This window comes from Fischerella muscicola PCC 7414 (assembly GCF_000317205.1).
GTDB lineage: Bacteria > Cyanobacteriota > Cyanobacteriia > Cyanobacteriales > Nostocaceae > Fischerella > Fischerella muscicola.
The window spans coordinates 26,026-45,897 of sequence record NZ_AJLK01000086.1; the positions used below are offsets into that span (position 1 = coordinate 26,026).

Genomic DNA, 19,872 nt, shown 5'->3' on the forward strand with positions numbered 1-19,872 from the left:
AGGCATTGCCCCCATCTTAAAAACGCGTCCTATTTTAAGCCATAAAGACTGAGGAAAAACAAGACAGCAAGAGCTAAACCACCAAAAATCAGAATACTTTTTTGAGTGGGGGTCAAGTTATTGACACCGAAACCATAACCGAGATTTTCTTGAAAGCCAGAAGCTTTACCCGCAGGGCCGACATTGGTAAAAGCGTTCTTCTTGGCACTACAAACCGGACAACGCCAAGTTAGCGGCAGTTCTGCAAAAGGTGTGCCTGGGGCAATGTCATGTTTTTCGTCCCCTTTGGTAGGTTCGTAAACATAACCGCAGGCACGACACTCATAGCGGTCTAAAAGCGGATTTTCAACAGCTTGTTCGCTCATGGCTGTGGCATGGGTGAGGGTCAAAGCTTAAATATACGTTAAAAATTATGACATAAGTGTTAGGTTTTTCTATAACAAGCAAAAACGAATCAAATAAACTCTGAGTCTGTTTTCCAAAACTCAGAAATACTAAAAATATATAATGTAAAAGAAAGTAACAGGTTATTTCCACCTATAACAGTAGATATTCATTGTGTTTGTCCTCAGCGGTTACGAGTACCTTCTAGGCTTCTTGATCATCTGTAGCTTAGTGCCTGCCTTAGCTCTAGCGGCATCTAAGTTACTGCGACCCAGTGGGCGCAACCCAGAACGGCGCACCACTTACGAATCCGGCATGGAACCGATTGGTGGAGCTTGGATTCAGTTCAATATTCGCTATTACATGTTTGCGCTAGTGTTTGTAGTATTTGACGTAGAGACGGTGTTTTTGTATCCTTGGGCAGTTGCTTTCCACCGTCTAGGGCTACTGGCATTTATAGAAGCGCTTATCTTCATTGCAATTCTTGTAGTTGCTTTAGTTTACGCATGGCGTAAAGGAGCCTTGGAATGGTCTTAGATGCTAACTTAACAGCCAAAGATTTGGAACAGCTGCAAAAAGAGCGTATTCTCAACCCGATTGGGCGTGCGACAGTGACTCAAGAACTGTCGGAAAACGTCATTTTAACTACGGTTGATGACCTCTACAACTGGGCGCGTCTTTCTAGTCTTTGGCCTTTATTGTTTGGTACAGCTTGCTGCTTTATTGAATTTGCAGCATTGATTGGTTCTCGCTTTGACTTTGATCGCTTTGGGCTGATCCCTCGTTCTAGTCCCCGGCAAGCTGATTTAATTATTACAGCCGGGACAATCACGATGAAGATGGCTCCCCAACTGGTGCGTCTGTATGAACAAATGCCAGAACCAAAGTACGTAATTGCCATGGGGGCTTGTACGATTACTGGCGGGATGTTCAGCGTCGATTCCCCGACAGCAGTACGTGGAGTTGATAAACTGATTCCGGTGGATGTGTACTTACCTGGTTGTCCACCACGCCCAGAAGCGATTATCGATGCAATTATTAAGTTACGGAAGAAAATCGCTAATGATTCCATGCAAGAGCGGGGCGTCATTAAGCAAACCCACCGCTACTACAGTACGACTCACAGCATGAAATCAGTCTCACAAATCCACACTGGTGAGTATTTGCTCTCTGATACTCGTGTTGCACCACCGAAGGAATTGAGCGAAGCGATCGGTATGCCCGTACCACCTGCTTTGTTGACAGAGAAAAAGGAGGAGGTAAACCGTGGCTGAAGAATCAAAACCAGTACCAGCGCAGGAACAATCTCCAGTTATCGCAGCAGGTAAAGTTTCCCAGTGGTTGACGGAAAACGGCTTTGCCAACGAACCTTTACAACCTGATGTCAATGGTGTAGAAATTATCAAGGTAGAGGCAGATTTCTTGCTGCCAACTTGCACTGCTTTGTATGCCTACGGGTTTAATTATCTCCAGTTTCAAGGTGGGATTGATTTAGGCCCTGGACAGGAATTGGTCAGTGTCTATCACTTGATAAAACTCAGTGATAATACTGATAAACCAGAGGAAGTACGTATCAAAGTTTTCTTGCCACGAGAAAATCCGAGAGTACCTTCAGTTTACTGGATTTGGAAGACAGCTGACTGGCAAGAGCGCGAGTCTTACGATATGTTCGGGATTGTTTATGAAGGACACCCGAACTTGAAGCGAATTTTAATGCCGGAAGATTGGGTAGGTTGGCCCTTGCGTAAGGATTACGTTTCGCCTGATTTTTACGAGTTGCAAGACGCTTATTAGTAGTGAATAGCATCTCATGCTGTTGACCCCCTTCTCCGTAGCTGGAGAGGGGGGTGGTTTTTTTTCAGGAAGCAGGGGGCAGAAAATACTCTTGGCTGTAAAGGTCTAAAACTATTTCCATTTGAGAGACAAAACGTGCTAAATACCGTTCTGGAATACAAAATCTTTCTGCTTCCCAGGGGCGTAATTTATTTTTTTAAGCCCTATACGAAGGCTACCGCCTATGATTAATGAGGGTTTGAATCTCCTACTAATTGTCTTTTAGTTTTGCCTTCTTTTGTAGTTTTGCTTTCTTCAATAAAAGAATAATGTGGCAATAAGCTTAAGATATGATCACAGAAATTAAGTAACCAATATTTAATATTAAATCTTGTTTGTTTTTGCTTGTTTACAAGCTTTTGCAAAATCTCGGGTTTAATTTTTTCATATTCTGTTTTCAAAATTGTTTTACTTTCAGGAAGAGAAGATATTGTATTGAGCTTTTGGCTATAATCCAACCAATCTAATAGTTGCTGACGCTGAAATGCACTCAGAGTTAAGGTGATGACATTTACACAAACTGTTGGATCTTCTAAGGCGAAAAAGAGTAGATGGTAGTATCCAGTATTTACTAAACTTTGTACTAGTTTTTGCCCTTTAGTATCTTTTAAATCTAAAAAGCAAGATAGCCATCGTGTCAGTTGAACTTGTGCATCTGATAAAACAGTTATCCACAAGATAATAGGATATAGATTTTTTTGAAAGATAAATTCTGTATAATTATTCTTATCTATAAATTTAGCGATTTCTTTTTTAGCTAACATAGCCCAAAAAGTAGGTACGCTTCCTTGTTCAGTGGGTAATAAATGTGAAAAACAAATTGGAGCTATTGGTTGATTTTTCGGCCAACTCTTCTGTAAACAAAATTTTTCAGATAATGACGTAACAGGTACTAAATGTAATAGTTCTTGATTTTGAATATTTTTCTGCTTATCAGAAATAAGATTATTATATTTACGCTGTAACTGTTCTAATACTACTAATATTTGACTAATATCTTGAGGGCGATCGCTTACTTCTTTAGCTAAGCAACTCATTACTAATTTTTTTAGCTCCTTGGGTATAGATATCTGAGGTGCTATATCTTCAAACATAGGGGGCATTTCAAAGCGATGAGCTTGATACCAATCACCAAAAGAATTACTTTTAATTTGGAATGGATGTTTGCCTGTTAGCATTTCAAACATCAAAACTCCTAAGCTGTAGATATCGGAACGCACATCTAAGAGTTTACGTCCTTCCATATGTTCTGGAGAACAATAAGGTAAACTACCAATAAAAGATTCAGCTAGGGTAATTCCAGCACGCTCAGTTAAAAATTTGGCAATACCAAAATCTAAAATTTTGACAATCTTATCTTTACTATCATCTTCGGTAAGAAATATATTTTCTGGTTTAATATCTCGGTGAATAACTGGAAAAATTTCTCCTTTAATACTGACACCCTGATGAGCACACTGTAAACCCAAACAAATTTGATGACAAATTTCTAAAAATCTTGGTATTTTTAAATGCTCATTCTTCAAAATTTGTTTAAGATTTTTTCCTTGCAAATACTCCATGACATAATAGGGGATTTTGTCTTCGGTGACACCATAACTCAATACTCGAACGATGTGTGTACTTTTGCGTCCTAATTGAGCGCCAATAAAAATTTCTCTGGCAAAGCGTTGAGAAAGTTGTTGATTAGCTAAATTCATTGACAAAATCTTAACTGCAACTGGCATACCACCTTTTGCTACATCTTCTGCGAGGTAGACTTTACCCATTCCACCTTTGCCAATTAAATCTCTAATCAGATAACGACTGTTGAGAAATTTGCCAATATAAGCATCTAATTCTGTTTTTTGTTTAACTTGACGATGAATTTCATTTTGCAACATAAAATAAATTATTCCTTGGATATTAATAATATTTCAAAAATATTTAATATATAATCTTATGGTGAAAACGAATCAACATTTTTAAACCTTATTTATTTACTATAAAAATCAATACAAGTGATTATAAAAGTTTGACAAACTCATCCCAGTAAAAATATGTAAAACGCCTGTAAAACTGGTTTAACATATTTATGAATTAACAAGTATGAGAAATTACACTGAAACTGAAGGGCTAGTTACTAATCTTGGGAATTAAATAAGTAGTTACACTGATTTTTTAGTGGTTAGTATTTGTAGTTAAGGATATTACCCGCGAACAAACAATGTTTGCGGTAATGGTACAAAGTTTACGTATTACTAGTGTTTTGGCAATTATTGTGCTAACAAAGGTAGTATTGCATTCAACGCTGTTGTTGCCCGTAAGGCGCTGATAACTTGAATCAAGTGGAGTAGAACGAAGAAAATTAACCTTACCCAACAGGAGCAAGGTTTTGCAAATGACATTTGAGATTGTAGGCGATCGCTATTGAAATCAGCGATATCTCACAACAATCCCCGATAACGAATAAAAACCAAAATAACCGCCCACGACCCCAACGCGACTTTTACTGCCACCAGAATATTAAGTATGGGGATAACCCCGCCGCTGACAAGGGCGCCCAATTCTCCGTGCGGTAATTCTACTCCAGCCAAAGTTATCACCGCCAGTACAGTGAAAATCAGAACCGAAACCTTCTCCCATGTAGCGGCGTGCCAGCGCTTGTAAATTTCCTGCATCCACTGCGATGATGAGGTAATCGCCACTAGACCGATCGCCGTTCCCCCCGCTACCCCAGCTGCAAAACCACCACCAGGACTCAAATGCCCCCGAATCGCCAATTCGATACCCACCAACGCGGCAATTGTTGCTCCGAGGCGCGCCAGGACAATTGATGGTTGATCGGTGAATTGATAGATTGTACAAGACGGTCTTTCATTCGCCAACAGAAAACTAGCACCCAAGATCGCAATTGTAAATACAACTACTTCAAAGATAGTGTCGTACAGACGATTCCTGAAAATGATCGCTGAAACTGCATTTGGGACTCCACTATCTCGGACAATGGACTCGACTATAGAGATTGACAAGTCTGGTGCTGGGTTGGGAATGACGAGCATTTTGACGTACAGCGCTATCCCTGCGATAATATAGACCCATTTCATCAATGCTTCTCCCCTGACTCTGGTGTACTTACATAAGTTAGGGTTGTCCCTGGTAAAGAAAGTTCGTTTTGTATGATTTCATAGATGCGTTGCACCCTGGTCGTGGTGTGATACGATCGCTCTTCGTCCCCAGGTACTGGACCGTTTTGATCGCTGTGTTCTGCTCGGCTACAAGTCGCATGGACTTCTTTGTCCAGCAGTGCCCGGTGCAAAGCCTGCATATTTGTGTAGGTTACTAATTCAAGGCGCATATGGCGTTTGCCAAAAATTGTTCGTAACTCATCCATCAGTTGCCCAAAATGGTGATCTTCATCTGCCTCCACCGACTCGTCTTTAATCACGCCCAGACGCATGACCAGCGAGGAACGCACCGTAATTGCATAGAGAGTAATTGCAAGCATAGTACCCACCAATGCTTCGGTCAAAGCAACATCCGGCGCTCCCAAAACTGCATATACCAATACCGCCACTGCTCCCAGGATGCCACGGATGACTAAGGCGTGGTATGGATTGACCTGAAGTACCAGCATAGACGCAGCCAAAGGCAGCAGAGCGATGATGACATAGATATAGCTATCAATCATTATTACCTCCTCTACTGGAACAGTATGCCAACACATACCCCAGCATCGTATTCCAGATTGCCAAAGAGATAATGGCGAGGATAAGTAACGGCCATTCACTGGGAATCTTCAGAAGCAACCCAAAGATGATGCTCATCGATCCCAGGGTATCTGCCACGGAAAGACTATGGAGCTTGAACAATACTGATCGCTTGCCGAGCAGATGAGAGGTTCCCCAAAACGAGAAGACGATTCCGATGCCGATGCAGATATAGCTAAACAGGTTGATCATAAGTAGTTGGACAAAATTAAATTTATTAGTAGAGAAAGGGAACAGGGAACTGGGAACAGAAATACAGTTTTGTGTAATTAATTCTGCCTAAGTACTTATCTCACTCAATTTGATACATCACTCATTCGTTTAATTACATGTGCCAGCAGCATTAATGCAGCATTTCCCACACTTAGGATAATTACCCCTACAACACCGATCATCCAATCATCACGCAAAACGGATACCACCAAGATCATGACCGATGTCTTGGTCGCGATACTTGAAAATGCCAACATCTTCTGCCAGATACTGTCATCCTTCCATGCCTCGTAGATGGGGATGAGCAGGGCCAGAATCATTGCAATCAGTACCAAGTTCAAGTTCATGCTTTGTTCTTCCTCCGTCGAACTCGGTGTACTTCATACCAGCCATCTTCGTGGTATTTCAAGACAATAGTCTTTGGCGTAAAGGTAATTAGGAATATATCTAGAAATATGAGTCCGGGCGTCCGTCCTGGTTTGACTCGTTCCAAGGTGACATCTTCTTGGGTATGGGGACGAAGGATGATTTCAATAGCCTCAATGTAGGCCTGTGGAATTGCCACGATGACCTCAAAGAGTGCCCGCAACCAATCCTTCAATCTTCCTAAGGATTTGGGGCTTCCTGGTAACAGGAGAGCGACACTCACACCAATGATGATGTTTGCCACACTCAGATTGGCGGTGAGCAGAAACCAGATGACCAGTCGCAATATCAGATTCAAATACCCAATCATGCAAACACCATCCAGAACAGCAGAACCAACATCAAACTCATCACCCCGATCAGATGCTCAAATTCCTCAAGTACACGCGGCAGCTTGAGTACTGATCGTTGAAAAATCAAAAAATATGCCACCCAACCAACGCCGATAATTGCGAGTGGTTTGATAATATTCGCGACGGTATACGCCTCGAAATACACAATATTTGCCAGAATCAGACCACCAATCAACAGAATCACCGCTGGCCAGAAACCGCGTCGTACCTCTGCTTGTCCGCCACGCGGCAAAAAGATGAATTTGGCAAATGATATTGCTGTTCCCAGGGCCGCAACGTTCATAGCGATCGCTTGCCAAGGGAGCAAATTCTTCGTTGTCAAAACCTTTGCCCCAAAGCCAGACAACATGGGAAAGCCTGAGATCGAGAAACTGGCCATGACTAGGGCAATCCAGACCCCGGTATTAATCGGCTTCTGTTGCAACTCCTTGAAGTTTCGGCTAGGTAAGGCTCCGGCGGTCAGAAACAGCGCCGATTTGACTAGACCGTGGGTCAGTGCATAAAAGCCACCTACTTTCGGTGCGGCAAGGATAAAGCCTAACTGCGAAACTGTGTGAAACGCCAGCATCCGCTTGGTATCCTTTTCAAAGACTGCATAGAACACTCCCAGCAGCGCCGACCCAACTCCGAATAGCCTGACTATCGGATCAACCTCATCTACCATCAGCGCACAACGCACCAACGGATAGACACCAGCCTTGACCACAATTCCCGACAGCATGGCCGATACGGGTGTTTCTGCTTCCGAATGAGTCAACGGTAGCCACAATCCCGATACAAAGATTCCTCCCTTCACCAAAAGTCCCAGAAAGATCAGAGCTAGGGCTTCGGGAGGCGCCCCGCGCAAACTGGCAAAACTAAACGAATGATTTGCCTTATACGCCAGCACCGCGCCCACCAGGTAAAACAGCATTGCCACGTTGCTGATAAAGAGATAGCGCAAAGCCACCCAAATCGAGCGATCGCTGCGGGGATAGGCAATTAAGAGAAACGCGGCAATCCCGCTCACCTCTAACGCCACGTATAAACTGATAAAATCCGCACAGACAAACGCGGCATTTATACTGCCGTGCAAAATGATGGTCTGGGCATAAAAAAAAGCTGTCTTATCGCTGTGCCAACAGTAGAGGATGACCGCCGCCGTTACCAGGGCATTTGTCAATATAAAGTAGCCACTCAATTGATTGATCGCTAATGTGACGCCGAAATTATCCAGTAATTGCAGTGTCAGTGGTGGTTCGGCAAATAGCAGCAACGCATATCCACCTGAAACCAGGGCCATGCCCAGTGCCAGATAGCGATCCAGTTTGGGGAGTAGATAAATAATGAACCCCACAAAAAACGGGAGTCCGATCCAGGCGATTGTAAAGGTACTCATGGCGTATTATTCTTCTCGATTTCGTTGCTTTCTAATGTGGGATTATCCCGTGCCAACTTCATGACACCGACCAGCATTAAGGCTTGAATCGAAAAGCCGATCACAATCGCCGTTAAGATGACCGCCTGGGGAACCGGATCGGAGTAAGCAACATTTTTGACGTCTGAAAAAATAGGTGTGAACAAGCCATCTCGCGATGCTATCAGCACGTAATAAGCGATAACCCCCGTACTTATGACATCCATAGAGATGATCTTCATCACAAGGTTCTTTTTAAGGATGATGCCGAAAAATCCGCACAATATTGTTGCAAATATACATGCTTCTAACACGGGAATTGCCTGTTGGATAAGGGTTAACCGTAACTTTATAGGGAAAAAATAAACTATTTGTGTAGGACTTTGAAAATTCCTTAAGAATGAACAAGTATGTTAGCTATAGCTGTAAGATTTTATCCAGACAAGTTTTTTTAGGACTGTAGTCTGTTCGTTGACTTTCTGCCAACACCCTCCCCAGATATGGACGGAACGCTTGATCCTGGGTTTGCCGACTAGAAAATTCGTCAAACCGACCACACCATGACTCAAAGCATTTTGGCATCGCTGATACAAATGCGTATTTCAATTGGCGCTACTCCTTGTTGAGTCTGACGCAAAAGCCATTCCCAATAAGTATTTTCGCTTATTTTTGTACCTCTTTTTTACAAAGTTTCATATAATTTTTTGATGGAAATGCATTGATATAACTCTATACATCAAATCACATTACATCAACAATATTATGGGAATCTGGTTTAATGCTTCAAAGGTTTTGAACATAAAAGCCTTTTTGTTTAAGGCTTATCCCTACTTTATCCCTATACCCTAGCCTTTTGCTAATGTAAGTTAAAATCATGTATTCTCTTGGTGCCTTAGTGTCTTTGTAGTTAATGAAATGATTTTTTTTCGCCACTAAAACACAAAGACACAAAGGTGAAAAGTTCATAATTGGGCAAAGTTTATTGGGATTGGAACCCGCCACTGTCTTGTGTGTATCAGACTTCAAGTCAAACAGTGTTAGCGTTGGAAATTAAGATTTCTCAGACGACGCAGTAACCTCATTAGTGGTGACTCTATCTTAAGTTCAAAAGCTAAAAATTGGGTACGTTGCAGAGAATTAAAATTATTGTCGCTGACAAGAATTAATGAGCGCTGTCCATTGGGTAATTTGGGGCCAAGAGTTAAACCTTCGATATTGTCCAAAAATACGTCAAGCTTTCTTAAATCAAAAAGTAGCTTTTTCTGGACTGGTTTAATGTTTTTTGTATCTAATGCCAAAATACTTTCGACATTATGAATATCCGAAGCGTCTGCTAAAGAAACTTGAAACAATGCAATATAAAATCCTAAACCAGTAAAACTTCGTTCTAAACTCAGAAAATGTCCTTGATTGTCAAGAGCAATTAAATCAGGTATGCCGCTAGCAAATTTGCGAGATATATTAAAAAATGGTGCTATCGGTTCAGTGAGATAAAGAAATTCTTTTTCTGGTTGATTGGTAAATAGATTATATTGTAAAATTCGACATGGGCTACTAGTACTTGGCTTCGCTTCTGCACCATCTTGGATGAGAGCATTTTCAGTGACTGTGAATAAATTTTTTTCGTTGGGTGTAATTGTCAGGCTTTCAAAAGCTAAGTTATTGCGGATACCTTGTTTTCGAATTTTATCGGGTAAAAATTTCTTTGGTATAGGCAGTGTTGTTAGTGCTTTACCAGAAGATAAAGAAAACTCTTGAATAAAAGGATTGATTAATTGATTCGCATCACCTTCAGAAGAAATAAATACTGTTGACTTGTTAGTTAAGGCTATTCCTTCTGCATCGATACTACCAGCAGCAAATGTTTTACCAGCTTCATTCAGCAGTGGGATGACTGCAACAGTAGTAACGCCACTCTCTTGAAGTGAGCCTTTGCTTAGGTCTATTTTAAGAGTGTAAAAACGAGCAGCAGCTTTATTGCTACGATCATCAGATATGGCATAATATAAATTATTTTTAGAATCATAGGTGATACCAGATAATCCTCCTACTTCAGTTTTTTGAAATAAAAAACCTTTGGGTAAAGTAGCAGAACCAATAAATTTTATATCTGCAATTTCAACAGCAGCTGAGCTTAAATTACTAAAGAATAAAATGATGACTAAAATTGGCAGAAAAAATAAAATAATTTGGGGAACTTTCAGGATTTTTCTGAAAAATTGCATGGGTAAGCGTTGCTAACATAAAAGTCAACAATACGATACCATGCTCAGTTCGCAAAAAAGTTGACTAGCCAGTCTTTGACGCTGCGTGTAGCACGGCAGTCATCTTCGTTGTAAGATTGAATTTTTTCTAGTAAGGTACGATCACCTGTTCTTAACCACTGATCATACCAGTATATACACTTAGCACCACTTGCTTCTGGATTGCGCCACTCGAACCCCAACCAACGCGCGATCGCTTTTAAGGCGTAACTTTCCACAGGCAATGCTACACTTTGAGTTAATTTTTCATATACATCTACAAACCGATTTAATATAGGCTGGACAACAGCGTGGGGAGTACAGTAAAGTTTACCTAGCCGTTTGACTGTATCTGATTCGTATACGCAAAAATGATAAATTGGCGCATCAGGATATTGCCACACCAAATTTATAAATTGCTGCCATATTAATTCTTCGTCTTCTGGCTTTTCTGCTAACAAAGAATAAAACTGTTCTGTATTGGTTTGTCTGTCAACAACCAAAACCCCCAATAAGTAATCCAAATTCAAATCTGGTTGGGCTTCAATGTCAAAATAAAATTCAATCGGTGCTGTAAATGGTATATCTGGAGGCGAATTATGAATACTCAGATGATTTATTTGCTGTGGAGACAGTAGCAGTGTATTCAGTTTTGAGTAACTACCACTGACTACCATCGTTTCATTTGCAGTCACATCATCTTCGCTCAATGTTAAAATTTCGTCTTGCCAAGGTAGGATGAGTGGGCGATTTTCTAATACAGCTTGAGCTTGGACGACAATTTTACAAGCGACTTCGCTATCAAAACCAGGTAAATTTTCCAGTAAAGTTGGGCTTGTTTGTGCTAAAGATTCTAATGTGGTGATATTGAGTGCTTGTAGTTGAGTGTAGCGAACGGGTGTGATACCTGGTAGTAGAGAGAGGTGTTTTTGAGATTGAGCGATCGCATAACAACTACTATACCAATGGCAAAGGTTGCATTTTTGACGACTAATAAATACCTCTGGTGCTTGTTGTCTTTCCAGAGTTTGAATTAACTCCCACAACATGCGATGCATTTGTGGCATCGCTCTCATCAAATCTACTGGATATCTGGTCTGTTTGCCACGTAAAATTAGCCAAGGCGTTTCTGGTTCTGCTTGCTGCACCATTGCCAAAACTTGGGCGTGAAATGCTGCTACAGTTTGATACTCCAGCTTGGGCCGTTTTCCTAGTTCAATATTCACTGGAACATACATCCAATCTCCAAAGCAAGATTGTCCCGGCTTTTTTATAAGTAAATCTGGACGACTTAAGAGGGTATATCTTTCTAAATTAGGAGAAACGGGGGAAGAAGACACAGGGAAACGAAGACATGGAGATACTGAGGATATTGCTGGCAAATTTTCCGCTTCTGTAATATTCTCTGTATCTGTCAACTCACATGAGTGCAACTGGATATCAGAGTACTGAGTTAACAGCACACCATGATAAATACACTCTACGCCCTGCTGCATTAATTCCACAGTTGCTATTTTCCCTCTATGCCAGTCTCCTTGGGGATAACTGGGTTGGCAAGAATTCCACTGTGAGACGATAGTCTTTTGGTATGCGATTTTGTCTCGCTGCAACTTTAGGAGCAAGTCATTGACACCATCTGTTTCCCTGAAGTCACCGTGAATATCTAAATAAGACCGGCGCTTACAGCGATGGTATTGCAGTAGTAGTTCAGCATTAATTAACATTTAATATATTGTAACTCCCAAAGGCTTATAAGCTTGGGGTTTTGGAACTTAAGCAACCAGTTTTGGTTGTCCTACTCCTGGTATTACACTTTTGTATTGTTTAACTTTAGCAGACTACCAAACAGCGTTAATTTTTGTATAGTCTTATCTTATTCTAAGATACTACAGTTCTAATAGTCTATCAGCAAAAATTTTCAGAGATTCTCTACTCAGCACAGATAGACTGGGTTTATATAATAGCGAATTATAGGCGCCGAATAGTTGCTAACCATCCTCTTGTACAATGTGGTAGTCAGTAACCTAATTTTTGACAACTCATTGATAAGTTTCCATCTTTTAAAATTTCCACTTCTAGAGTAGATTCTACTGGGCAAACTTCAACAGAATTATCTTTCGTGATGGTAATGTTTTGATTAATCAGGCAGCTTTTAAAATTTCCATCAGAGTGAAATAAAATATAATTTTTGGCTTTACAGGAAATATTTAATGTGCCTGCTTTCGAGTTGTACAATTGAATCTGCATATCGTTTTCTAAGATACAACTTGCTAACGAACCATTTTGATAATTCTGAATGGTGCCAGGAGAACAAGTAATTGCTGCTTTAGCAGGTAAATAAAAAAGCAAATTACTTATCAATAAAGTTAAGGCAGATGATAAATATGCAATAAATTGACAAGCTAATTTCATAGTATAAATTTATGTTTATAAATGTTGAATATAGAAAAGGGCATCTTTTAGAGATGCCCGTCTTGCAGGATAACACCCGCAAAGGGTGTACCTACACCTTCCCAACAATCAGCAACAGTGACTAATGTGTGATTAGCCACACTCACAGTCACAGACGTGATATTAGTAATTTTATTAACTCAATATTTAACTGCCACCTGTGTATATACCTAAGTTTTTCTCACTATTGATCAGGTAGATAAGTAGATAATGTCGAAAATAGGTTTTTCACTACGCTAAATGTGCTTAGCGATGAATTTATCGTACTGACTATAGCGATAAACTACGCCAGAAATAGCAGCGATTATTAACCACGAAAGCGTATTTAGTCGCAAATCAAAAAGAGTAACATCTGCTGTATTAAATAACACCCAAATTCCAAATACTACTTGATAACTGAAAAATATTAATCTGTCTTCGGTTTTGAGAGTTTTTGAATTTAGCAACAGTTGCATACCTGCTATAAATATCCAGCCCAGTAAAGCGCAAAATAAAAAAGTTGCGGGCAATCCTGTTTCAGCAGATAGCATCAAAAAAAAGTTGTGGGGATGGCCCAACCAAATATGCATTTTTGCTTGGTAAAGTTGGGTAAAGTTGCGTAAACCCCAACCAGTCCAAGGACGTTGCTGAGTTAATGTCCAGGCAAATTGCCACTGAGTTTTGCGCAGGAGGGCTACTGGTCTATCTGGATACATTTGGTCATTTAACCGTGCCCAAAAGTAAGCAGGTACGAATTTGCGAAATAATTCAGCGATCGGTTGAGGAGCAAAAGCAGCTAAAAGTATAGTTGTGGCTATAGCAGTAACACCAGCAACCAAAAAGTGCCAACCTTGATAAAGTGCATAAACTAAACAGGCAAAAACAGCGATCGCCCATGCATTACGTGAGTTGGTTAAAATCAATCCCACAAAATCAACAATTACTACTAAGGTAAGGAAAAGCAGTGAGAGAGTGGGAGAAAAAAGACGCAAGGGAGAATAACTAATGACTCTTGAGTTTTGAGTTTTAACTTTTGAGTTGCGATATTCTTCTAACCATAAACCTAACCCCAGCACAAAAGCTATGACTAGATAGCCAGCCAAAGTGTTAGCGTACATGAACGTAGAAGCCATACGACCAGGTGGGTTTCCTCCTGATGCGATCGCCCAACCAAAAATCCTTTCCCAGTATTGTGATGTACTCCAACCAAAAAACAATTGCCCTAAACCAATCAAAACCACTAATACAGAAGTACTCACTAGAATCCAAGATACCTGCCGCAGTTGTTGCGGTGTTTGAATTAAGACACTAAAAGCTGCAAAAAATAAAATAAATGGCAAGAAATTCGATAGACCAAGAACTGCCTCCTTTTGATCAAAAGCAAAGACAGTACTAATGACGAGCAATATACTTAAAAGCGTAAATCCTAAATTATGAGGTTGACGAATAATACTGCGGTATTTTATCAGCCATGTTCCTAACAATGCTACACCCAAAAGCACGCTTCCCCACAATGGAAGTAATGGAAAGATTAGCAATCCTACCTGGGCGGAACTCCACAAAAATTGCAGTTTAGAGTCAGGATGACGTAAAAAAGGTAATTTATACTTGGTCATTTGTTCTTTGTCATTAGTCATTAGTCATCTGTAATTTGTCTATTGTTTATTGTCAGTTGTTTCTTAATATTCCAATAATCAATAACTAATAACCAATGACTAATGACCAGTGACTAATTCGTCAAGCTATTTCCCAACATTCTGCACGAGTGAGTCGAATTTGAGCTAAAGCGAAGATAGTTGGAATGATTCGACCATAGTTAACAGCGATCGTTCTCCATCCTAAATCCGCAAAAAACCAAGCCCACATCATCGGCCCTAAAAATGCAAATACACTCCTAACAGCACCATAACGGGCTGCACTTACAGCCATACCCCGCCGCGCCATCTGCAAAGTAACGTAGTTTTGAAACTGCATTGTAGCAGCAGCTCCACCTTGGAGTGCGGCTTGTTTGGTGACTTGATAGGCAGCAAAATGCATCGCAAATTGACGGGCAATTTGCTTCAGCAGTAGTGGCTGGATCACGGAGGTGACAGCTAAAGCGCTACCTCCTTTTAAAATTAACCCCAAGGGATCACGCTGCAACGAAAGTGGTAGCGGTTCATTCAGTTGTGATTTTGCCAACTGACGCTGCACTTGTGCAGTTAATTTTTGTTTTTCTTTTTCCGGTAATTTTTTCCACACCCGCCCTAACAGATGCAAAAACACTTCTGCTTCTAAATCAATAGTTGATAAATCATGAGAATAAGGAATTTTTAAATGCTTACATACCTGTAGTAGTGCTTGCCGATATGTTACCTGGTTTGTACGTCCTCGCAATACCGTCACACCATCGGCTGCCAAAAAACGAAAGCGTTCCTCCAGTGCGTCTAGCCAAGCTTCACGACCTTGGCTTTGTATTTCTATTGGTTCAGGTGTCTGAACATAATCTAGGGGATTGAACTTACGGCTAAACAGAATTGCCGTTAAGTCTTGCAATTCATCTTCGGTTGCAAGTTCGAGTGCCGCCCTCAGTTCATCCAATTTCCCTGCCTCCCTTCCATGCAGCTTTATCCTGTACCTTATTCTACTATTAGCTTTCGGCAGTCATTTGTTTGTTGTTAAGCAGATCGTACTTGAAAATAGCTTGAATAATGCATAAAAGCTGATTTGGAGGATATTTTAGACTTACTCTCTTAACTTAGAAACAAGGCAGATGGCAGAAGGCAGACGGCAGTTTTAGCCGTATCCCTTGTATGTATAGTGCGATTGAACCCAAGCAAGCTTGTTGGCTAAACTACAAGTTACCTCGTAGCCCCTTGGAGTATCAAATACACTTAGAGACTTTGTTCAATCATGCAAGAAAAATCTGATTGGATCAGTCGCCATCTCTGTGAAAAAGTTCAACCAGGTTGTGAACCGTCTCACTGGTTTGGATAACCCAGCACTAACTATTCTCATCTTTGTAAAGGATCATGTCCCCAATTCATTAATGAGTAACGCCAATGTCTATTTTCCACATCTCCATTGGGTTTTTGTGCTAAGTGACGATGAATGTAACTAATGACTTTTTGCATATGCGAAATGTCGTCATCATTATATTCATCTTTTTTATTTTCTAATAATTTAACAATTTGTTTCCCAGATTTGTGTCCTATAGACTCTGAGTCTGCATCTTTTTGCCCAACAGATTGAGATTCATTTGTTTGCAGCCAAGATTGGAGTTCTTTGACTGTCATATTCACTGAGCCATGAAACTCATCAATGACTGACTTTGCATCTTTAGTCATAGAACTATCATTATTCCTCTATTTTCTCAAGGGCATCGGGTTTATGAGCAGCTTGTTTGCCTGTTTTATCACTTTCCACCAAGTATTCTGGATTCTCTTGAGAGGCTGCTACGTGATGTCCTTTGATTTCCGTAGATGAGGTAAGTTTCTTTTTAACTTCACCTGTAGTTTCACCTTGAGAAGTGTTCCACTTCACTTTATCTCCTTTTTTAAATTCTTCAGTCATCGATTATGTCCTTATTATTTTTTTACACTTGCTAATTATGTTGAAAACATAATTAACAATTAATCAGTCTATTGATATAAAAATAGGCAACAATATAGATTCCAAGAAACAAAATTTCTCGGCTAAAGTCTTGTATCTTCCTGTGAGCGATCGCACTTAGAGATCATTTTAATGATAGAGTGGATGGTGCGATAAGAATACTTAGAAAGCTATGTATAAATAAGTACCTTTACTAGAATATAAATATGCTATAGATATATTTAAATATTTTCAGATTTAAATTAAATAATGTTATTTTTACTGATATATCTGAGCATGATTCCGAAATGCTACAAATAAAACTTGTAGCTGTTTATATCCCCACGACAGTGGGATTTACGCTTTTTAATTATTCACGCACTTTTTATGAGCAGTAGTAGTTCCATATTGACAAAAGTTGCGAGAGTTTCTGGTATTGCTTTGCTGACTGCATTTACCATAGCTGCAATTACCCATCAGCCTAGTTATGCCAGTGGTACAACCTTCTTTTGTGCTGTTAGCAAAGGTTATCCGACGACATTTGCCAAGACTAACAGTGGAAGGAAAATACCAATGATACGCTGGGTTCCGAACAATTACTTCTCCTCTACGTTATCTCCTATACAACGCTGTAGAGAAGTATCGGATAGATTTCAAAGAAGCTATGATAACGGTACTCTCAAAACCATTATCTCTGGTACGTTGAATAGACAACCTGTTGTATGTGCTGCTGCTACCACATACGATACTTGCAACAACAATAATCTATTATTTACTCTTAAACGTGGTACTAATGCAAAACAGGCTGTGGAAAGGTTGTTAGATCGTGGTGGTTTAGCGGCGGGGAGAATACTCAATCAAAATAGTGATAATACCCAAATTTATGTTGATTTTGATACGTATCTCAACAGTATAAAGCCTGAACCATAATGTTTATACCTGCTGTTCACCCACAGTTATGAATATGGTGATCAAGGCTTTGCTGTCTAAACTTACTACGCATCAATCAGTCACCATTATTCAAATAAGTAAAAATAGAGCCGAACAAGTGGCGTATTAGTGCTTTTTGGAGAATGAGAATGTGATGAGAATTAGTCATAGTAGAGGGCAAATATTGCCAATCTGTATAGCCTGATCACCAGCTTTTTGCTCAATGTTGGTTGTTCTGTAACCGCAAGCATATTATTTTCCCGAATATTGGAAAAACTTAGTACAGCTTTGCGTAAGTGGCAAGTAGAAAAACGCACCAGTTAGCGGAGGTCAGCGCAGAGGGACGTGGAGAAAAACTAATAACCAATGACAAAGGGCAAATGGCGACCCTACCGACTTACTTAGTTGTCGGAATGGCTTAGAGAGTGCCATAAAGAATAAGGGTTTAACTCTGGCATATCCCCCACGCCTCTTTTCAATTTGCCCCTGCAATTGTTTCCTTCTGCCCTCTGCCACGCCACGTGCTACAACGGAACGGGCAATATTCGCCGGATACAAGCTCAGATCCAGCCCTCGGGAACCTCCAAGGGTGCAGTGGCTCCTCTGCCTTTTTTCTTCAATCACAACCATGACTGAACTCAAACTGCGTTTACAACAGGGAAATACAGAAAGAACAGTAACAGTAAATCAAGATGTCTTCACCATCGGGCGGTTGCCGGAGTGTGATTTGTACTTGCCCTTTGGGGGTGTTTCCCGTTGGCACGCTCGTTTGATCAAAACAGCTGCTGATATATGGACTATTGAGGACATGGGCAGCAAAAATGGCACACAGTTGAATGATCGCCTTGTCAGTTCTCCCCAACCGGTGCGTCACGGTGACATAATTTGGCTGGGAGATGTGAGTGTTCTGGTACTGTTGGCGGAACCTGTAGAAACAATCATGCCTAAACAGGTTGACACAGCCGAACACAGAACTATTTTTCACAACGTTAAACAATTGCAAGAGCAATGGATACAAGCTGATAGTAACAATGGTGATATCAGTAATAAAGATAAAAGTATTGCTCGCCTCAAAGACTTAGTTGATATAGCTAAAAATCTCTCTGCTGCGACTTCTATAGAAGAGATATTCTCTCAAGTTCAAGAAGTAGTCTTTCGTTACTTAGGTAGTATTGATCGTTTGGCACTATTAATTGATGTCAGTGGTAGTGGCAAATTAGAAATATTAAGTTCTGCGACTAGAAGCACCTGTCAATACGAATATCTACCTAACGATGGCAGTTGGATCAGTCGTAGTATCTGTCAAAAAGTCTTTGAAGAAAAAGTTGCTATTCAAACTGCTGATGCCCAGCATGATGAGCGTTTTGCTGGCGAACACAGTATTTTGGTTAAAGACATTCGCAGCGCTATGGCTGTGCCTTTGTGGGATGAAAATAAGGTGGTTGGTGTGCTTTATGCCGATGCTCATCTTTCTTCCTACCATTGGGCAAAAGAAGGTGAAGAAGAACTCAGCTTTTTTTCCGCTTTGGCAAATCTTGTCGCTTCCAGTGTCCAACGTTGGTTATTAGCAGAAAAACTCAAAAGTGAAGAAGTCATTCGTCATAGACTCGAACGCTATCACTCCCCAGCAGTTGTACAGCAGTTGATCGCAGTGGGAGCATTACCAGATGGACGCTTAGCCCCTCGAGAAAGTGAAATTAGTATTTTGTTTGCGGACATTGTAGGTTTTACTGCCATGTCCGAACGGTTCACCGCTAGAGAAATTGCGGAATTGCTTAATAAATTATTTGAGGAGATGTTAAAAGAAGTATTTGCCTACGGCGGCACTTTAGATAAGTATATTGGCGATTGCATCATGGCATTTTTTGGCGCCCCCGAACCACAATCAGATCACGCCGATCGCGCCGTGTCCGCAGCCCTGAAAATGCTCACGCGTCTGGAACATCTCAACGCTAGTAATTTTTGGCAAGAACCACTGCAATTACGCATTGCCATTAACAGTGGTAAGGCTGTGGTTGGCGATGTTGGCAGTTCTCAAAGAGTAGATTACACTGCTCTGGGTGCGACGATAAATTTAGCTGCGCGTATGGAAGCAGTTTGTCCCCCTAGTGAATGTGTCGTCAGTGAAGCCACTTATAAAATGCTTTCCCAACCTGCATACTTCCATGAAATGGGAGATTATCGGTTTAAAGGCATCAATCGCTTAGTTAAGGTGTATCAGACGAAATTGCATTAATTTGGGTGTTTGTTGATGGTTGATGGTTGATGGTTGATGGTTGATGGTTGATAGTTGATGGTTGATAGTTGTTTGGTGTTTGTTCCAATCAACAAACAACAACCAACAA

The 19,872-nt window shown here is 40.6% G+C and carries 23 protein-coding genes and 1 pseudogene; 6 read left to right on the forward strand and 18 right to left on the reverse strand.

The genetic code is table 11. The features are described from left to right. Window positions 1-29: 29 nt before the first annotated feature. Window positions 30-365, reverse strand: coding sequence for a rubredoxin (locus UYI_RS0112760; RefSeq protein WP_016867051.1), 336 nt, complete (start codon window positions 363-365; stop codon window positions 30-32). A 193-nt stretch (window positions 366-558) separates the two neighbouring features. Between UYI_RS0112760 and ndhC the strand changes: the two genes are divergently transcribed. Genes ndhC through UYI_RS0112775 form a run of 3 tightly spaced genes read left to right on the forward strand, consistent with a single transcriptional unit; the run spans window position 559 to window position 2,178 of the window. Then, entirely contained in the window at window positions 559-921 is a 363-nt protein-coding gene (gene ndhC, locus UYI_RS0112765) for a photosynthetic/respiratory NAD(P)H-quinone oxidoreductase subunit C (protein ID WP_009460047.1), read from the forward strand. Further along, window positions 912-1,658: an NADH dehydrogenase subunit K gene (locus UYI_RS0112770; RefSeq protein ID WP_016867052.1), complete on the forward strand. Its 747-nt coding sequence runs from the start codon at window positions 912-914 to the stop codon at window positions 1,656-1,658. Before ndhC ends, UYI_RS0112770 begins: the two co-directional genes overlap by 10 nt. After that, window positions 1,651-2,178 (forward strand): NAD(P)H-quinone oxidoreductase subunit J, encoded by a 528-nt coding sequence (locus UYI_RS0112775; protein ID WP_016867053.1) that lies wholly within the window; start codon window positions 1,651-1,653, stop codon window positions 2,176-2,178. The genes UYI_RS0112770 and UYI_RS0112775 overlap by 8 nt, the downstream gene beginning before the upstream one ends. Window positions 2,179-2,405: 227 nt before the next feature. On the opposite strand, the gene UYI_RS0112780 is transcribed toward UYI_RS0112775, so the two are convergent. From UYI_RS0112780 to UYI_RS0112835, 14 genes are all read right to left on the reverse strand, one after another. Beyond that, window positions 2,406-4,100 carry a serine/threonine protein kinase gene (locus UYI_RS0112780; protein ID WP_016867054.1) on the reverse strand — a complete coding sequence of 565 codons (1,695 nt, stop codon included), beginning with the start codon at window positions 4,098-4,100 and terminating at the stop codon, window positions 2,406-2,408. 543 nt (window positions 4,101-4,643) lie between these two features. Then, window positions 4,644-5,303 carry a Na(+)/H(+) antiporter subunit B gene (locus tag UYI_RS0112785; protein WP_016867055.1) on the reverse strand — a complete coding sequence of 220 codons (660 nt, stop codon included), beginning with the start codon at window positions 5,301-5,303 and terminating at the stop codon, window positions 4,644-4,646. Continuing rightward, the gene (locus tag UYI_RS0112790; protein ID WP_016867056.1) at window positions 5,303-5,887 is read right to left on the reverse strand and encodes a DUF4040 domain-containing protein; all 585 of its coding nucleotides are present in this window, start codon (window positions 5,885-5,887) and stop codon (window positions 5,303-5,305) included. The genes UYI_RS0112785 and UYI_RS0112790 overlap by 1 nt, the downstream gene beginning before the upstream one ends. Further along, window positions 5,880-6,158 carry a monovalent cation/H(+) antiporter subunit G gene (locus tag UYI_RS34815; RefSeq protein WP_071588835.1) on the reverse strand — a complete coding sequence of 93 codons (279 nt, stop codon included), beginning with the start codon at window positions 6,156-6,158 and terminating at the stop codon, window positions 5,880-5,882. Before UYI_RS34815 ends, UYI_RS0112790 begins: the two co-directional genes overlap by 8 nt. Before the next feature lie 104 nt (window positions 6,159-6,262). Beyond that, window positions 6,263-6,526, reverse strand: coding sequence for a hypothetical protein (locus UYI_RS0112795; RefSeq protein WP_016867057.1), 264 nt, complete (start codon window positions 6,524-6,526; stop codon window positions 6,263-6,265). Continuing rightward, window positions 6,523-6,915, reverse strand: a complete 393-nt coding sequence (locus tag UYI_RS0112800) for a Na+/H+ antiporter subunit E (protein ID WP_016867058.1) — start codon at window positions 6,913-6,915, stop codon at window positions 6,523-6,525. Before UYI_RS0112800 ends, UYI_RS0112795 begins: the two co-directional genes overlap by 4 nt. Next, complete coding sequence (locus tag UYI_RS0112805) at window positions 6,912-8,336, reverse strand: cation:proton antiporter (RefSeq protein WP_016867059.1); 1,425 nt, start codon at window positions 8,334-8,336, stop codon at window positions 6,912-6,914. The genes UYI_RS0112800 and UYI_RS0112805 overlap by 4 nt, the downstream gene beginning before the upstream one ends. Continuing rightward, on the reverse strand, window positions 8,333-8,668 hold the full coding sequence (locus UYI_RS0112810) for a cation:proton antiporter subunit C (protein ID WP_016867060.1): 336 nt from the start codon (window positions 8,666-8,668) through the stop codon (window positions 8,333-8,335). The genes UYI_RS0112805 and UYI_RS0112810 overlap by 4 nt, the downstream gene beginning before the upstream one ends. A gap of 103 nt (window positions 8,669-8,771) precedes the next feature. After that, window positions 8,772-8,960, reverse strand: coding sequence for a hypothetical protein (locus UYI_RS37635; RefSeq protein ID WP_146007602.1), 189 nt, complete (start codon window positions 8,958-8,960; stop codon window positions 8,772-8,774). Between the two features lie 431 nt (window positions 8,961-9,391). After that, window positions 9,392-10,579 carry an esterase-like activity of phytase family protein gene (locus UYI_RS0112815; protein ID WP_016867061.1) on the reverse strand — a complete coding sequence of 396 codons (1,188 nt, stop codon included), beginning with the start codon at window positions 10,577-10,579 and terminating at the stop codon, window positions 9,392-9,394. A 44-nt stretch (window positions 10,580-10,623) separates the two neighbouring features. Beyond that, window positions 10,624-12,321 (reverse strand): TM0106 family RecB-like putative nuclease, encoded by a 1,698-nt coding sequence (locus tag UYI_RS0112820; RefSeq protein WP_016867062.1) that lies wholly within the window; start codon window positions 12,319-12,321, stop codon window positions 10,624-10,626. Window positions 12,322-12,613: 292 nt separating this feature from the next. Continuing rightward, on the reverse strand, window positions 12,614-13,009 hold the full coding sequence (locus UYI_RS32525; RefSeq protein ID WP_016867063.1) for a hypothetical protein: 396 nt from the start codon (window positions 13,007-13,009) through the stop codon (window positions 12,614-12,616). Window positions 13,010-13,284: 275 nt separating this feature from the next. After that, window positions 13,285-14,664 carry an O-antigen ligase family protein gene (locus UYI_RS0112830; protein WP_016867064.1) on the reverse strand — a complete coding sequence of 460 codons (1,380 nt, stop codon included), beginning with the start codon at window positions 14,662-14,664 and terminating at the stop codon, window positions 13,285-13,287. Window positions 14,665-14,764: 100 nt separating this feature from the next. Next, window positions 14,765-15,607 carry a YaaW family protein gene (locus tag UYI_RS0112835; RefSeq protein WP_016867065.1) on the reverse strand — a complete coding sequence of 281 codons (843 nt, stop codon included), beginning with the start codon at window positions 15,605-15,607 and terminating at the stop codon, window positions 14,765-14,767. 194 nt (window positions 15,608-15,801) lie between these two features. Here UYI_RS0112835 and UYI_RS38945 point away from each other — a divergent pair. Then, window positions 15,802-16,003, forward strand: a pseudogene (locus UYI_RS38945) (hypothetical protein); the annotation flags it as partial. Between the two features lie 17 nt (window positions 16,004-16,020). Here UYI_RS38945 and UYI_RS0112845 read toward each other — a convergent pair. Together UYI_RS0112845 and UYI_RS0112850 are read right to left on the reverse strand one after the other, a co-directional pair. After that, a complete protein-coding gene (locus UYI_RS0112845) occupies window positions 16,021-16,353 on the reverse strand; it encodes a DUF3140 domain-containing protein (protein WP_016867066.1) in 333 nt (110 codons plus the stop codon). 10 nt (window positions 16,354-16,363) lie between these two features. Further along, window positions 16,364-16,579, reverse strand: coding sequence for a hypervirulence associated TUDOR domain-containing protein (locus UYI_RS0112850; protein WP_016867067.1), 216 nt, complete (start codon window positions 16,577-16,579; stop codon window positions 16,364-16,366). A 405-nt stretch (window positions 16,580-16,984) separates the two neighbouring features. Between UYI_RS0112850 and UYI_RS0112855 the strand changes: the two genes are divergently transcribed. Beyond that, window positions 16,985-17,527 (forward strand): COP23 domain-containing protein, encoded by a 543-nt coding sequence (locus UYI_RS0112855; RefSeq protein WP_026085927.1) that lies wholly within the window; start codon window positions 16,985-16,987, stop codon window positions 17,525-17,527. A 330-nt stretch (window positions 17,528-17,857) separates the two neighbouring features. On the opposite strand, the gene UYI_RS37640 is transcribed toward UYI_RS0112855, so the two are convergent. After that, a complete protein-coding gene (locus UYI_RS37640) occupies window positions 17,858-18,157 on the reverse strand; it encodes a hypothetical protein (RefSeq protein ID WP_016867069.1) in 300 nt (99 codons plus the stop codon). Between UYI_RS37640 and UYI_RS0112865 the strand changes: the two genes are divergently transcribed. Beyond that, window positions 18,156-19,763 carry an adenylate/guanylate cyclase domain-containing protein gene (locus UYI_RS0112865; RefSeq protein WP_016867070.1) on the forward strand — a complete coding sequence of 536 codons (1,608 nt, stop codon included), beginning with the start codon at window positions 18,156-18,158 and terminating at the stop codon, window positions 19,761-19,763. The genes UYI_RS37640 and UYI_RS0112865 overlap by 2 nt on opposite strands. Window positions 19,764-19,872 lie beyond the last annotated feature (109 nt).

Excerpts from the sequence above, each read along its gene's own strand:
- UYI_RS0112865 (WP_016867070.1), top strand. The coding sequence starts at position 18,156 with ATGACTGAACTCAAACTGCGTTTACAACAGGGAAATACAGAAAGAACA.
- UYI_RS0112760 (WP_016867051.1), bottom strand. The coding sequence starts at position 365 with ATGAGCGAACAAGCTGTTGAAAATCCGCTTTTAGACCGCTATGAGTGT.
- UYI_RS37640 (WP_016867069.1), bottom strand. The coding sequence starts at position 18,157 with ATGGTTGTGATTGAAGAAAAAAGGCAGAGGAGCCACTGCACCCTTGGA.
- UYI_RS0112800 (WP_016867058.1), bottom strand. The coding sequence starts at position 6,915 with ATGATTGGGTATTTGAATCTGATATTGCGACTGGTCATCTGGTTTCTG.
- UYI_RS34815 (WP_071588835.1), bottom strand. The coding sequence starts at position 6,158 with ATGATCAACCTGTTTAGCTATATCTGCATCGGCATCGGAATCGTCTTC.
- UYI_RS0112830 (WP_016867064.1), bottom strand. The coding sequence starts at position 14,664 with ATGACTAATGACAAAGAACAAATGACCAAGTATAAATTACCTTTTTTA.
- UYI_RS0112805 (WP_016867059.1), bottom strand. The coding sequence starts at position 8,336 with ATGAGTACCTTTACAATCGCCTGGATCGGACTCCCGTTTTTTGTGGGG.
- UYI_RS0112790 (WP_016867056.1), bottom strand. The coding sequence starts at position 5,887 with ATGATTGATAGCTATATCTATGTCATCATCGCTCTGCTGCCTTTGGCT.
- UYI_RS32525 (WP_016867063.1), bottom strand. The coding sequence starts at position 13,009 with ATGAAATTAGCTTGTCAATTTATTGCATATTTATCATCTGCCTTAACT.
- UYI_RS0112795 (WP_016867057.1), bottom strand. The coding sequence starts at position 6,526 with ATGAACTTGAACTTGGTACTGATTGCAATGATTCTGGCCCTGCTCATC.
- UYI_RS0112855 (WP_026085927.1), top strand. The coding sequence starts at position 16,985 with ATGAGCAGTAGTAGTTCCATATTGACAAAAGTTGCGAGAGTTTCTGGT.
- UYI_RS0112845 (WP_016867066.1), bottom strand. The coding sequence starts at position 16,353 with ATGACTAAAGATGCAAAGTCAGTCATTGATGAGTTTCATGGCTCAGTG.
- UYI_RS0112850 (WP_016867067.1), bottom strand. The coding sequence starts at position 16,579 with ATGACTGAAGAATTTAAAAAAGGAGATAAAGTGAAGTGGAACACTTCT.
- UYI_RS0112785 (WP_016867055.1), bottom strand. The coding sequence starts at position 5,303 with ATGAAATGGGTCTATATTATCGCAGGGATAGCGCTGTACGTCAAAATG.
- UYI_RS0112770 (WP_016867052.1), top strand. The coding sequence starts at position 912 with ATGGTCTTAGATGCTAACTTAACAGCCAAAGATTTGGAACAGCTGCAA.
- UYI_RS0112780 (WP_016867054.1), bottom strand. The coding sequence starts at position 4,100 with ATGTTGCAAAATGAAATTCATCGTCAAGTTAAACAAAAAACAGAATTA.
- UYI_RS0112820 (WP_016867062.1), bottom strand. The coding sequence starts at position 12,321 with ATGTTAATTAATGCTGAACTACTACTGCAATACCATCGCTGTAAGCGC.
- UYI_RS0112815 (WP_016867061.1), bottom strand. The coding sequence starts at position 10,579 with ATGCAATTTTTCAGAAAAATCCTGAAAGTTCCCCAAATTATTTTATTT.